The following is a 13,773-nucleotide window of genomic DNA, read 5'->3' on the forward strand; positions in this document are numbered from 1 at the left end:
ATCAAATCTCTTCTGACGATCTAATGAGGAGGAACTTGCAAGATGCTGGAATTTGACTTCGATATGGAATCGTTTGCACAGATTAAGGTAATTGGCTGCGGCGGTGGCGGAAGCAATGCGGTTAACCGCATGATTGACGGCGGGGTGAAGGGCGTTGAATTCATCACCGTTAACACAGATGCCCAAGCGCTTCACTTGTCGGGTGCAGACTTGAAATTGCAAATTGGCGAAAAGCTGACACGGGGTTTGGGCGCAGGTGCTAACCCTGAGATCGGTAAAAAAGCGGCGGAAGAAAGCCGTGACTTGATTGAAAATGCTCTGCGCGGTGCTGACATGGTGTTCGTTACTGCGGGTATGGGCGGAGGAACAGGGACAGGCGCAGCTCCAGTGATCGCGGAGATTGCCAAAGAGCTGGGAGCGTTAACCGTTGGTGTTGTAACCCGACCATTCTCGTTTGAGGGTCGCAAACGCTCTTCGCACGCTGAGGCGGGGATCGCTGCGTTGAAAGAAAAAGTGGATACGCTGATCGTAATCCCAAATGACCGACTGTTGGAAATCGTGGATAAAAACACGCCGATGCTGGAAGCATTCCGCGAAGTAGACAACATTCTGCGTCAAGGGGTTCAGGGGATTTCCGACTTGATCGCCGTACCTGGTTTGATCAACCTTGACTTTGCAGACGTGAAAACCATTATGACCGAACGCGGATCCGCTTTGATGGGGATCGGTGCAGCTAGCGGCGAAAATCGTGCGGCGGAAGCAGCGCGCAGAGCGATTTCGAGCCCGCTTTTGGAAACGTCCATCGAAGGAGCGCGCGGTGTGCTGCTCAATATCACAGGTGGAAGCAACCTGAGCTTGTATGAAGTAAACGAAGCGGCAGATATCGTTTCGTCTGCTGCCGATTTGGATGTAAACATGATTTTCGGTGCGGTAATCAACGAAGATTTGAAAAATGAGATCCTCGTTACGGTAATCGCTACCGGTTTTGAAGAGAACCAACAGTCCGAGATGCGCAGAGCACAGCAGCAATCCGCTGCAGCTCAGCAATCGCGCACATCGCAGCAGCAGCCATCCGCTGCACCTAGTGCGCGTCCGCGTGAGGAAGAACCGGAAAAAACGATCTTGTCCATGTCCAATCTGGACAACCTCGACATCCCGGCATTCCTGCGCAATCGTCGCCGCAACCGCAAATAAGCGAAACGTACGAACAATGGGAAACCCCCTGCTCTTCTCGTAAGAAGAGCAGGGGGTTTCTTTCTTTTTCAGCATTAATTTTGAAATGGACCTGTCAAATTTTGACAGACTTCACATAGACATTAAGATATACTATGTTTGCCCGGGAGAAAATCGAACTCTTTTCTTGCGGTGGAGGCCCGATCACATGGTAATTTATTTAGATGTCATTCTGCTGCTCAATTTGGCCATCGACGCAATGCTGCTCTATTTTACCGCATATTTTCGCAAGGAACGCGTCGTATGGTGGAGACTCCTTCTGGCAGCTGCGTTTGGCTCCACGTACGTCGCCTTTTTCTTTTTTCCCGCCTTCGCCGGTATGTATCAATGGATGGTCAAGCTGCTGTTTTCCATCCTGATGCTCTGGATCGCGTTTGGGTTTCGCCGCATTCTCTCATTTTTTCAGACGCTCTGCATTTTTTACTTTGTTGCTTTTGTTTTTGGAGGAGGTGTGTTCGCTCTTGAATATTTGGGGGCAGGCCAGAATGAGATTGTAAACGGGATTCTGGTCACACATAACGATGGCTTCGGTGTGGGAACCAAACCTACGCTGCTCGTGCTTGTCGCAGGCTTCGCCATCGTCATTTTCTTAAGCCGTCGCAGTTATCAGGCGATCGCCGAACCTAAGCGGAGGGGACAATTTCTCACGGAAGTGGTCGTGAAGCTGGCGGATGAACATATTTTGTGCACTGGTCTGATCGATACAGGCAACCAGCTGTACGAACCGTTTTCCCGTACGCCCGTGATGCTGATGGAAAGCAGGGTGTTTGCCCATCTGATCCCGAGCGCCTTAACGACCTATTTGGCGAAAGCACAGGACAAAATGGGGCAGGTCGACGAGGTTTTCTCAGAGCTGCCGCCAGAATGGCAGACGCGCTTGCGGTTGATCCCGTATCGGAGCGTATCGCGTGGGATGGATTTTCTCATCGCGATTAAACCGGATGAGCTTAGCATCGTTTTGGACGGTCAGACATTTCAAACGACAAAGGTCTTAATCGGATTGAATCCGATCGCATTATCGGCAGATGGCCGGTACCAAGCGATCGTTCATCCTGCACTTATACAAAGTGATCCGCAAGTGCAAGCGATCTCTAATTCTTAGGAGGGCTAACATGAAGCTAAATATTCGCCTGAATCTTCAATTGTTCTGGTATCGTGTGCTGATTCGTCTTGGAATGAAAGCAGAAGAGATCTACTACATCGGCGGAAGCGAAGCCCTGCCACCACCGCTCACGCGGGAGGAAGAGGAGTATTTGCTGCATCGGTTACCCTCTGGTGATGTAGCTGTGCGAAGCATGTTGATCGAACGGAATCTGCGTCTGGTCGTCTACATTGCCCGTAAATTTGAAAACACGGGCATTAACATTGAAGACTTGGTCAGCATCGGCACCATCGGTTTGATTAAAGCGGTGAACACGTTTGATCCAGAAAAAAATATCAAGCTTGCCACTTATGCCTCTCGCTGCATTGAAAATGAAATTTTGATGTATTTGCGCCGAAACAACAAAATTCGTTCGGAAGTGTCGTTTGACGAACCGCTGAACATCGATTGGGATGGCAATGAGCTCTTGCTTTCGGATGTGCTGGGTACAGAAAACGATACGATTTACAAAAACATCGAAGACCAAGTGGACCGTAAGCTGCTGAAAAAAGCGCTGGACAAATTGTCCGACCGCGAACGGACGATCATGGAGCTACGCTTCGGACTTGCTGGTGAGGAGGAGAAAACGCAGAAAGACGTAGCGGACTTGCTGGGAATCTCCCAGTCCTACATTTCCCGTCTGGAAAAACGAATTATTAAACGATTACGGAAAGAATTCAACAAGATGGTCTAAGCCAAAAATACGCATATTTTCCCAATCCAAGGAGATACTGTTCCTAAACCGCGTTCACCCGTGGCCGTATGAGCTGACAACCGGTATAGGGACTTTTTCTTTTTGCTCCAGAGGAGGGGGATCATATGACGCGCAACAAGGTGGAAATCTGTGGAGTAGACACATCGAAGCTACCCGTCTTGACCAACAAGGAAATGCGAGAGCTGTTTGAACGGCTGCAGGGTGGGGAGCATGCTGCACGCGAAAAGCTGGTGAATGGTAACCTCAGATTGGTGTTGAGCGTAATCCAGCGCTTTAACAATCGCGGCGAGTATGTGGACGACCTGTTTCAGGTAGGGTGCATCGGTCTCATGAAAGCGATTGATAACTTTGATCTTGGACAAAACGTCAAGTTTTCTACCTACGCCGTGCCGATGATTATCGGGGAAATCCGGCGTTATCTGCGCGACAACAACCCGATTCGCGTCTCTCGCTCTTTGCGTGACATCGCCTACAAGGCGCTGCAGGTTCGCGATCAATTGACCAACCGGCATTCGCGTGAACCCACCATCACAGAAATATCCTCCCAGCTGAACGTGGCCAAGGAAGACGTGGTGTTTGCACTCGATGCGATCCAAGACCCGGTCTCTTTGTTCGAGCCGATCTATCAGGACGGCGGAGATCCGATCTATGTGATGGATCAGATCAGCGATGAAAAGAACAAAGACACTACATGGGTGGAAGAAATCGCACTGCGCGAAGGCATGCAGCGACTCGGCGACAGGGAGAAAATGATCATCTCCATGCGTTTTTACGAAGGCAAAACCCAAATGGAGGTCGCTGAAGAAATCGGCATCTCCCAGGCCCAAGTCTCCCGCCTCGAAAAAGCGGCGATCGCCCACATGCAAAAACACGTCCAAACCTAAAACGTGATCATTCGAAGCTTTCTTGATGAGAGGAAGCTTCTTTTTTATTGATGGGAGATTATTTGAGTTGAGGGATAAAGGACAGGAATGAAACAGTTGCTAGGGATTTGCAAAAAAAGCGGAGCGAAAGCTTTGGCCATGCCCACCAGGCGCAGGCGAAAAAATGAAAACGTCTTTCGCGCCACATATCATCTGTGAGATACACCCGCCGCGCAGCGTGTGGCTTTGGGGCGCTGTTTCCATTTTTTCGCTTGCGCCGTACACCCCGACCCCCATCAGGCATGGTCACCGCTTTCGAGGAGCTTTTTCTGCAAATCCTCTCACCTCCCCCGAAGCCATCCTATACAGTTTTTCTCACAATCCCGGACATATTTCCACCCCCCGTCATTATATTAATAAAAGTAAGGGCAGAAAGTGCAGGTGACATGGAATGGTGAAAATCTCTGACTTTCAAACCAAAGAGGTCGTCAATATTTTGGACGGAAAACGCCTTGGACAGATCGCAGATTTGGAAATCGACTTACGTCAAGGGCGAATAGAGGCGATTGTCGTACCGGGGCCAGGCAAGTTTCTCGGCTTTTTCTCGTCAGGAAACGATTATGTGATCCCATGGCGAAATATTGTCAAGATTGGGAAGGATGTCGTGCTAGTCAGGGTCGAAGAGCCGATACGGTTGGATTCACGACAGTCTTCATCGGGGGACGAATGAAGAACGTACAGCGCAGGGGAGGCCGAATTGGTCTCCCCTGAAGAATGTCCTATTGCGAAAAGCAAACAATACCCGTTAAGATGGTAGGAGTATCCTTAGACTAGGTAGGAGGAGAGTAGTGTGGATTCTTTCCGATTGGCGCCAGAGTCGCATAGCCTGCAGCTAGCGCCGTGGGAAGCACGATTTCCCTCGCTGCAAGCTGGTTTTACCATGCGGACAGGCGGCAGCAGCAAAGAGCCGTTTGGATCGTTTAACATGGGCCTTCACGTTGGGGACGATCCCCAAGCTGTCATTTCGAATCGGCAAACACTCTGCGACGAACTAGGTTTTTCATTCGCAAGGTTTAGCTGTGCCGAACAAATTCACGGCAACAAAGTCATGCGCATAACGGCAGCCGAAGCGGGAGCAGGGCGTGAAACGTTTGAAGAGTCGATAGCCAAAACGGACGGAATATATACCGATGAAAAAGGGATTTTGCTTACTTCCTTCTATGCGGATTGCGTGCCTCTTTATTTCATCGATCCGGCGAGCCTCGCCATCGGACTGGCACATGCTGGTTGGCGGGGAACGGTAGGCCGCATTTCCGAGGAAATGATTCGTGCGTTTGCGCGCGATTTCGGTAGCAAGCCAGAAGAGATTTTGACCGCGATCGGTCCGTCGATTGGCGGCTGCTGCTACGAGGTGGACGATTTTGTCATCGATCAGGTCAAGCAGTCGAGCAATCGTTGGCAGACTTGCGTAACAAAAACGGGGCAAGGAAAGTATATGCTTGATCTGAAATTGCTCAATCAATTGATCATGGAAGAAGCAGGCATACGGCCAGAACATATTTTGCGTACGGATTGGTGCACAAGCTGCCGACCGGATTTGTTTTTCTCCTATCGGAAAGAGGCGGGAAAAACCGGACGGATGGCTTCTTACATCGGCTGGGCATAAGTAGAAAGGGGATTTTGGAAAGTGTCGGAACGATTTGTATCGCGTGAAGTAGTTCAAAAGCGATTGGCGGAGTTGGAACCGCGCATCTTAGCGGCATGTGAGCGTGCGGGACGCAAGCGGGAAGAGGTAAACATTATTGCGGTAACAAAATATATCGAAGTCCCGGCAATCGGCGAGGTGCTGGCTGCAGGGCTCACGCACATTGGGGAAAATCGCGTGCAGGACGGGTTGCCGAAATACGAGGCATACGGGGAAACGGGCACATGGCATTTCATTGGCCATCTACAGACGAACAAAGTCAAAGATGTGATCGGTAAATTTGACCTGTTTCACTCCCTCGACCGTTTGTCGCTTGCTGAGGAACTGAATCGACGGGCAGAAGCGCTCGGCATCACAGCACAATGTTTTCTTCAGATCAATGTATCTGGCGAGGAGACAAAATTTGGACTGGATCCCAAGGATGTCTTGGCTTTTGTACAAGAAACCAGTAATATGAAACATATAAGAATTATGGGTTTAATGACTATGGCACCATTTGTCGAAAATGCTGAGGAAGTGCGTCCGGTTTTCCGCGGACTTCGGGAATGGCGTGATCGGTTGTTGTCGCTGGGCATTGACAATTTGACACCGAACGAGCTGTCGATGGGGATGTCTAACGATTTTGAGGTGGCGATCGAGGAAGGCGCAACCTATATTCGGGTGGGTTCTGTACTGGTGAGCCCAGAATAATCTTTGGAAGCAGAAGACGAAAGGAGGGTACATATGGGGGTCATGAACAGGATCATGAATTTCCTGGGGCTAGAAAACGAGGAAGTTGTCGAAGAAATCGTCGAAGAGCAGCATCAGGAAGAAGAGATTGCCCCAAAGCGCAACACCATGAATAACACGGCGAGGACGAATAATGTCGTCAGCATTCATTCGGCCCGCGAAAAGGAAGCGATTCGTTTGATGCTGTTTGAACCGCGCAGTTATGGTGATGCGCAAGATATCGCCGACAACCTGCGTTACCGCCGTCCGGTCGTCATGAATTTGCAACGAGTTGAGAAGGACCAAGCGAAACGAATTGTCGATTTCATCAGCGGCACGGTGTATGCGCTGAACGGAGATATTCAAAAAGTGGGCGACCATATCTTCGTCTGCACGCCAGACCATGTCGATATTCAAGGAAACATTTCGGGCATCATTGAAGAGTAGGTATCATTACGCAATCGAGGTGAATCCATGGTTTATTTGTGGACGGTCATTGATTTTTTATTTAGTGTTTATCAGTTTATGGTAATCGCTTATGTACTGATGTCATGGGTTCCTCAAATGAGAGATACAGCAATCGGACAACTGTTGGAACGGCTGGTCGAACCATATTTGTCGCCATTTCGGCGCTTTATCCCGACGCTCGGTTTCATTGACATTTCGCCAATCGTGGCGTTGATTGCGTTATCGCTCGCAAAAGACGGCCTGAGAGCGCTTATTTTGATGGTGATCTAGGATGAGTATGTACGATCATTATCGAAAAGAGGAATTGCCTTTTGTAGAACGGGCGCTGGAGATGCTGAAGCAAGCAGAGCGGAAGCAGACCCTGCGCCTGACTGATTTTATGGACCCGCGTCAGCTTGTGATCATGCAGAGCTTGACGACACATGCTGACGTAAAGGTGACGGCTAGCGGCGGCTATGAAGGTGCGGAGCGTGTCAGGGCCGTCATCCATCCGCCTTATATGGTGGCGGAAGAGGAAGACTACCAGCTGACATTGGCAGAGATCAGCGGGGACCAGCGCTTCCTTAAGCTTGCGCACAAAGATGTGATGGGCGCTCTTTTGCATATCGGGATGAAACGGGAAAAGTTCGGGGACATTTTGCTAGATGAGCGCGGCTGTCAGGTGATCGTGGCAAGAGAGGTATTTTCCTTTATCCAATTGCAGCTTACACAGGTTCATCGTTTGCCTGTCGAATGCACTGAGATTCCGTGGACTTCGCTGCGTATACCGGAAAAGCGCCGTGTCGAAAAACACGTAACACTGCCATCCCTGCGGCTTGATGCGGTGATCGGCGAGGTGCACAATTTATCGAGGACGAAGGCGCTCGTACCAATTCGTGCAGGCAAAGTGAAGGTCAATTGGAAGGTAACGGAAGATCCGTCGCATCATGTGGGAACGGGTGATGTCATCTCGGTCGGTGGATTCGGGCGGTTTGAGATCATCGAAACAGGCGGTCCGACAAAAAGCGGACGTACCCGCATGATAGTCGGAATCTACGCATAGTATTGCAAGTAGGGATTGCATAATTTTGCAAATTCAGCAGGAAATAAGTGAAGCGTGTCGAAATGACTAAATAACGATTTCTGGGGAAAATGGGGTGTTTGCGTGCCGTTAACGCCATTAGACATACACAATAAGGAATTCAGCACAGGTTTTCGCGGTTACAATGTGGACGAAGTAAATGAATTTCTTGATCAGGTCATCAAAGATATGGAACTTTTGATCAAGGAGAAAAAAGAGCTCGAAGACCGCACTGCCATGCTGAATGAGCGCATCGAACACTATAAAAGTCTAGAGGAGAACTTGAGCAAATCGATTTTGATTGCCCAAGAAACTGCTGAGGACGTAAAGTCCAATGCGCGAAAAGAAGCACAGCTGATTTTGAAGGAAGCAGAAAAGAACGCTGATCGCATTGTGAACGAAGCGCTGGCTAAATCGCGCAAAGTAGCAATCGAGATCGAAGAGCTGAAAAAACGCGCATCTGTCTACCGGATGCGGTTCCGTACGCTGCTTGAAGCACAGCTGGAAATGCTGGAGAACGGTGATTGGGAAGACCTCGAACGCGAGAAATCAGAGGTTTTGGTTGAATAGAGCATTGACGAAATGGCTAGACTGGAGCTATAATTTCTTTTAACTTTTCGTACTTTTATAGACCATGACGATGAACGGGATAAGTAGAGAAGCGAGCAGCTGTCAAGAGAGTCGGGGCCTGGTGAAAACCCGATCAGCGCACTTGTCGAATATCACCCGGGAGTTCTAGGCTGAAGGCTCTGCTCGAGCTTGTAGGCGGGCGGTTCATTCCCGTTACGAATGATGGAGTGTTCCTGTTGCGGTTTTACCTGCAACGGGTTCAGTAGGGTGGTACCACGGGAGTCTGTCTCGTCCCTAGAGGGATGAGCAGGCTTTTTTTGTATTCAAAAAAGAGTGGTTCCTCCAAAAGACGCTTTACTTAGCGTACATACGAATCAAACAAGTAGGAGTGAAGGGTAATGGATTACAGTAAAACACTGAATTTGCCAAAAACCGATTTTCCAATGCGTGGGAATTTGCCAGCGCGTGAGCCACAAATGCAAGAGTTGTGGAATGAACGGGACATTTATGCGAAAGTGCAAGAGCGGACGAAAGGTCGTCCCACTTTTATCCTGCATGATGGCCCTCCGTATGCAAACGGCGACATCCATATTGGACATGCGCTGAACAAAATCTTGAAAGATATCATTGTTCGCTACAAATCGATGGCCGGTTTCGATGCGCCGTATGTACCGGGTTGGGATACTCACGGTTTGCCAATCGAGCAAGCGATCATCAATGCGCAAAAGCTGGATCGCCGCAACATCGAGGTCAATGACTTCCGTGCGCGCTGCGAAGCGTATGCGTGGGGTTACATCGAAAAGCAACGGGAGCAATTCAAACGTCTGGGCGTGCGCGGAGACTGGGAAAATCCGTATGTAACGCTTTTGCCTGAGTATGAAGCGCGCCAAATCAAGGTTTTCGGTGAAATGGCGAAAAAAGGCTACATTTACAAAGGGCTGCGCTGTGTATATTGGTCACCTTCCTCGGAAACAGCGCTTGCAGATGCAGAGATTGAATACAAGGACAAGCGTTCCGCATCGATCTATGTCAGCTTCCAAGTGAAAGATGGAAAAGACAAGCTGTCGAACGATACCGGCGTGATTATTTGGACGACCACGCCTTGGACACTTCCAGCCAACTTGGCAATTTCGCTCCATCCGGAAATCGAATATGTAACTGTCAAGGCGGGAGAGCGCAAATTCTTGCTGGCGCAAGGCTTGCTTGAAGCAGTGACCAAAGAAATCGGCTGGGAAACCGTCGAGGTGCTGGAAAGCTTCAAGGGCAGTGAACTTGAAGGCGTCGTGACCCAGCATCCGTTCTACGATCGCGAATCGCCGCTTATTTTGGGTGAGCATGTCACGCTTGATGCTGGTACGGGCTGCGTCCACACAGCTCCAGGACACGGGGAAGACGACTTTGCCGTCGGTATGAAGTACGGCATCGGCGTATTATGCCCGGTGGACCATGAAGGTAAGCTGACCGCAGAGGCACCTGGCTTTGAAGGGATTTTCTATGAAGATGCCAACAAGCTGATTACAGAAAAGCTGCAGGAAAAAGGGGCATTGTTGAAGCTCGGCTTCATCACGCACTCCTATCCGCATGACTGGCGCACGAAAAAACCGGTAATATACCGGGCAACCGAGCAGTGGTTCGCATCGATCGACGGTTTCCGTGACCAACTGCTGGCCGCAATCAAAGACGTCAAATGGATTCCGCATTGGGGCGAAACGCGCCTCGCGAACATGGTTGCCGACCGTGGTGACTGGTGTATTTCGCGTCAACGCGTATGGGGCGTGCCGATTCCAATTTTCTACTGCAAATCGTGTAATGAGCCGGTCATCAACGATACGACGATCAACCATATCGCCGACCTGTTCCGCAAAGAAGGTTCCAAAGCCTGGTTTGCCAAAGATGCGAATGAACTGGTACCTCCTGGCCTTGCGTGCGAGAAATGCGGCTGCACGGATTTCCGTAAAGAGACAGACATCATGGATGTATGGTTTGACTCTGGCTCCAGCCATGAAGCTGTGCTTGCCGAGCGCGACGATCTCGTAACGCCTGCAGACCTGTATCTGGAAGGTTCGGACCAATATCGCGGCTGGTTCAACTCCTCGTTGACAACCTCTGTTGCGATCCATGGCCGCGCACCTTACAAAGGCGTACTGAGCCACGGCTTTACGTTGGATGGAGAAGGACGAAAAATGTCCAAGTCGCTCGGAAACACAATCATTCCACAAAATGTCGTCGATAAGCTCGGCGCAGACATTTTGCGCTTGTGGGTAGCGTCTGTGGATTATCAGGCGGACCAACGTATTTCTGATGCGATCCTGAATCAGATCGCGGAAGTGTACCGCAAGCTGCGCAACACGTTCCGCTTCCTGCTCGGCAATCTGGATGGCTACGATCATCAGCGTGATCAAGTGCCATATGAGCAGTTGAGCGAACTTGACCGCTACGTGCTTGCTCGCGGCGCCGAAGTGGTAAAACGCGTGCGCAAAGCGTATGACGATTATCAGTTCCATACTGTATTCCACACGGTTCACAACTTCTGCACCATCGATCTATCGGCATTTTATCTGGATATTTGCAAAGACAGACTCTATGTGGAAGCGCCAAACAGTGCGAAGCGCCGTGCGTCCCAAACTGTCGCTTATGAATGCTTGATGAATTTGGTACGTCTCGTAGCGCCGATCATTCCGCATACCGCTGATGAAGTATGGAGCTTCATTCCTGGCGCAGAATCGTCCAGCGTGCAGCTGACCGATATGCCAGAGGCGAATGTACAGCATCTTTCCTTCAGCAAAGAGCTTGCTGCCAAATGGGATGCGTTCCTGTCTGTCCGCGATGAAGTGTTGAAAGCGATGGAAGAAGCGCGCCGCAACAAAGTATTCGGTAACTCTGTTGATGCCAAACTGGTGCTTTATCCAGCAACCGAAGAAGTGGCGAATGTGCTCGCTTCCATGGAGGATCTGGCCGATCTCTTCATCGTTGCTCATGTAGATGTTGAGGCTGTAGGTGCTGCTCCTGCTGCAGAAGCGACGAAGCTGGAAGGAATTTCCGTGCTTGTGTCGGCTGCTGAAGGTGTGAAGTGCGAACGCTGCCGTGTCGTGAAAACGGATGTAGGCGTGAAAGAAAGCCATCCGCAGCTTTGCGTACGCTGCGCGGATATCGTAGATGAGCATTATGCACATGTAGCTGAATAATAAAATACGAAGCAAAAGCCCCGAGCTCCGATTACAAAGGAGCCCGGGGCTTTTTGGTGCGGCGTTTGATTCTGTTTCGATTCGTGGAGGTTGCTTCCATTCCTGACGGGCTTTCCCGTTTTTTTGCCCGCCGAATGAGACATACTACACGAAACAACTGCACATCGAAAACGAGCAAAACGAAGGATGGTGCAATCGTGGATCAAACTTTCCTGAATCAATGCAAAGAACAATTGCTGGCACAGCGGCAAGACTTAGAAGCCAGGCTGAAAGAGAACTCCCATTATGACCTGGAGGAATCGATGAAGGGCTCGATTGAAGAGCTGTCGATGTACGATAACCATCCAGCAGATATCGGAAGTGAGATGTTCGAACGCGAGAAGGATATCGCGCTATACAGTTTGGATCGGGAGACGCTAAAAGAGATCGACACCGCTTTGGAACGTATGGAACAAGGCACATACGGAATCTGCACGGTGTGCAATCAGCCGATCCCGCAAGAACGCCTAGAGGCATTGCCGCAGGCAATGACGTGCAAAGAGCATGCGCCATCCCCGTTCGTGGACACATCGCGCCCGATTGAAGAGGAATTTTTAAAGCCGCCGTTTGGCCGGACCTCTTTGGATGAAAAAGAAGGGCAAAACGGTTTTGATGGCGAGGATGCTTGGCAAATTGTTGAATCCTGGGGCACATCAAGCACCGCTTTTTCGTTCAATGACAACGATCGAACCGATTACGGCCAAATGTACATTGAATCGGACGAAGAAGAGGGCTTTGTCGAGCCGGTAGAAGAAATCGGTTATACGGACATGTATGGTAATGTCGGTCCGGATTCCGTCCATTTTATGCGCAGCGGAATGTATGACGAGTATATGCGCAACAAGGAAGGAAAAGGGAACTACTTAGATTACGACGATTATGAGGATGAGAGGGCCGAGAATGAAGGACGAACAGACTTGCTGTAGCGCTGTAAGCGAGCCTGCATTAACGATTGAGCGAGTCGAAACCTATCCACTACTGTATCGATTGCAGGAGCCATATGGGGATGCAAATGGCTACAAACAATACCGTTCGTGCTATTTGATCCGTGTCATAACGACAGATGGTGTGGACGGATGGGGGGAGTGCATCGATTGGCTTCCCACGGTTGATATCGGTTTTCACAAGCGGATTATCCCGTTTCTTGTTGGGAAAAATGCTGCCAATCGACTCGCATTGGCGGGTGCGATAAAAAAATGGCACCAGCGGGCTGCGACAGCTGTCAGCATGGCGTTGACCGAAATTGTGGCCAAATGGACGGGGTTATCTGTTTGTGAGCTATGGGGAGGCAGGCTTCATGAGCAAATACCGGTATATGCCTCCATGCAATCGTATGTCGAGCGAAGCGATTGGCAAAAGCAGTCGTTGCGAAAAGTCGAGCAGTCGCTTAACAACGGATTTTCGCTGATGAAGCTGAAAATCGGGGGGAAGCCGCTTGCGGTTGACCAATCGCATATCGATCAGGTCGTCTCTTTTGTCGATGGTCGTGCGCAGATAGCGCTTGATGCGAACCAAAGCTATGACATTGCATCGGCACGCAATTGGGAGCGATGCTTCCAACGTTGGCAACAGCCAATTGCTTGGTTGGAGGAACCGCTTCCCCTTGTGCAACCGCAAGCCTCCCATTATCACATGCTGAGGCAAAGCTTGTCCGTTCCCATTGCAGGGGGGGAGAACTTGGGCGGGTTGGAGGCGTTTTTGCCCTTTCTGCGGTCGGAAAGCTTTGATTTGGTACAAGCAGACCCGCAGCATCATGACGATTTGGACGCGTATCGGTGCGCACTGGCTGGCAGCCGCCAGTTCGGCGTTCGCTGCTCCCCCCATACGTTTGATGGGGCTTTGTCACGTCTGTATGCGTTAATGGCCCAGGCACTTTTGCCCCCATACAGCAAAATGCCGGATCAGTTAATCGAACCAGTCGAGTGGGATGTTATGGAAAATCCTTTTACCCAGCTGTTTTTCATTCGCATGGAGAACGGTTATGCGACGGTGCCGAGCGGCCCCGGCATCGGGTGTGAGCCGGATATGGCAATCATTCGCGCATATAGCTGGGATGGCGGCACGTATTAACATAAGCGAGGAGAGC

Annotated in this window: 14 protein-coding genes and 1 other annotated feature; all 14 genes read left to right on the forward strand. The window is 50.3% G+C overall.

Annotation, left to right across the window (positions count from 1 at the left end):
• The first annotated feature begins 42 nt into the window (after positions 1 to 42).
• Positions 43 to 1,194, forward strand: coding sequence for a cell division protein FtsZ (gene ftsZ / locus EDM56_RS06055; protein WP_122916999.1), 1,152 nt, complete (start codon positions 43 to 45; stop codon positions 1,192 to 1,194).
• A gap of 187 nt (positions 1,195 to 1,381) precedes the next feature.
• A complete protein-coding gene (spoIIGA, locus tag EDM56_RS06060) occupies positions 1,382 to 2,335 on the forward strand; it encodes a sigma-E processing peptidase SpoIIGA (protein ID WP_122917000.1) in 954 nt (317 codons plus the stop codon).
• A gap of 10 nt (positions 2,336 to 2,345) precedes the next feature.
• Complete coding sequence (gene sigE, locus EDM56_RS06065) at positions 2,346 to 3,068, forward strand: RNA polymerase sporulation sigma factor SigE (RefSeq protein WP_122917001.1); 723 nt, start codon at positions 2,346 to 2,348, stop codon at positions 3,066 to 3,068.
• Between the two features lie 125 nt (positions 3,069 to 3,193).
• Positions 3,194 to 3,973, forward strand: a complete 780-nt coding sequence (sigG, locus tag EDM56_RS06070) for an RNA polymerase sporulation sigma factor SigG (protein WP_122917002.1) — start codon at positions 3,194 to 3,196, stop codon at positions 3,971 to 3,973.
• Between the two features lie 430 nt (positions 3,974 to 4,403).
• A complete protein-coding gene (locus EDM56_RS06075) occupies positions 4,404 to 4,682 on the forward strand; it encodes a YlmC/YmxH family sporulation protein (protein WP_122917003.1) in 279 nt (92 codons plus the stop codon).
• Between the two features lie 120 nt (positions 4,683 to 4,802).
• Complete coding sequence (gene pgeF / locus EDM56_RS06080; protein ID WP_246009283.1) at positions 4,803 to 5,618, forward strand: peptidoglycan editing factor PgeF; 816 nt, start codon at positions 4,803 to 4,805, stop codon at positions 5,616 to 5,618.
• 21 nt (positions 5,619 to 5,639) lie between these two features.
• Positions 5,640 to 6,347 (forward strand): YggS family pyridoxal phosphate-dependent enzyme, encoded by a 708-nt coding sequence (locus EDM56_RS06085; RefSeq protein WP_122917004.1) that lies wholly within the window; start codon positions 5,640 to 5,642, stop codon positions 6,345 to 6,347.
• 33 nt (positions 6,348 to 6,380) lie between these two features.
• Positions 6,381 to 6,812, forward strand: coding sequence for a cell division protein SepF (locus EDM56_RS06090; RefSeq protein ID WP_122917005.1), 432 nt, complete (start codon positions 6,381 to 6,383; stop codon positions 6,810 to 6,812).
• A gap of 27 nt (positions 6,813 to 6,839) precedes the next feature.
• Positions 6,840 to 7,103, forward strand: a complete 264-nt coding sequence (locus EDM56_RS06095) for a YggT family protein (protein WP_122917006.1) — start codon at positions 6,840 to 6,842, stop codon at positions 7,101 to 7,103.
• 1 nt (position 7,104) lies between these two features.
• Positions 7,105 to 7,875 (forward strand): YlmH family RNA-binding protein, encoded by a 771-nt coding sequence (locus EDM56_RS06100; protein WP_122917007.1) that lies wholly within the window; start codon positions 7,105 to 7,107, stop codon positions 7,873 to 7,875.
• Positions 7,876 to 7,977: 102 nt separating this feature from the next.
• On the forward strand, positions 7,978 to 8,463 hold the full coding sequence (locus EDM56_RS06105) for a DivIVA domain-containing protein (RefSeq protein WP_122917008.1): 486 nt from the start codon (positions 7,978 to 7,980) through the stop codon (positions 8,461 to 8,463).
• Between the two features lie 61 nt (positions 8,464 to 8,524).
• Positions 8,525 to 8,762: a binding site (T-box leader), on the forward strand.
• A 99-nt stretch (positions 8,763 to 8,861) separates the two neighbouring features.
• The gene (gene ileS, locus EDM56_RS06110; RefSeq protein ID WP_122917009.1) at positions 8,862 to 11,648 is read left to right on the forward strand and encodes an isoleucine--tRNA ligase; all 2,787 of its coding nucleotides are present in this window, start codon (positions 8,862 to 8,864) and stop codon (positions 11,646 to 11,648) included.
• 197 nt (positions 11,649 to 11,845) lie between these two features.
• Positions 11,846 to 12,613 carry a TraR/DksA C4-type zinc finger protein gene (locus EDM56_RS06115; RefSeq protein ID WP_246009284.1) on the forward strand — a complete coding sequence of 256 codons (768 nt, stop codon included), beginning with the start codon at positions 11,846 to 11,848 and terminating at the stop codon, positions 12,611 to 12,613.
• Entirely contained in the window at positions 12,588 to 13,757 is a 1,170-nt protein-coding gene (locus tag EDM56_RS06120) for a mandelate racemase/muconate lactonizing enzyme family protein (RefSeq protein WP_122917010.1), read from the forward strand. The genes EDM56_RS06115 and EDM56_RS06120 overlap by 26 nt, the downstream gene beginning before the upstream one ends.
• Positions 13,758 to 13,773 lie beyond the last annotated feature (16 nt).

The organism is Brevibacillus fluminis (genome assembly GCF_003710825.1).
Lineage (GTDB): Bacteria > Bacillota > Bacilli > Brevibacillales > Brevibacillaceae > Brevibacillus_D > Brevibacillus_D fluminis.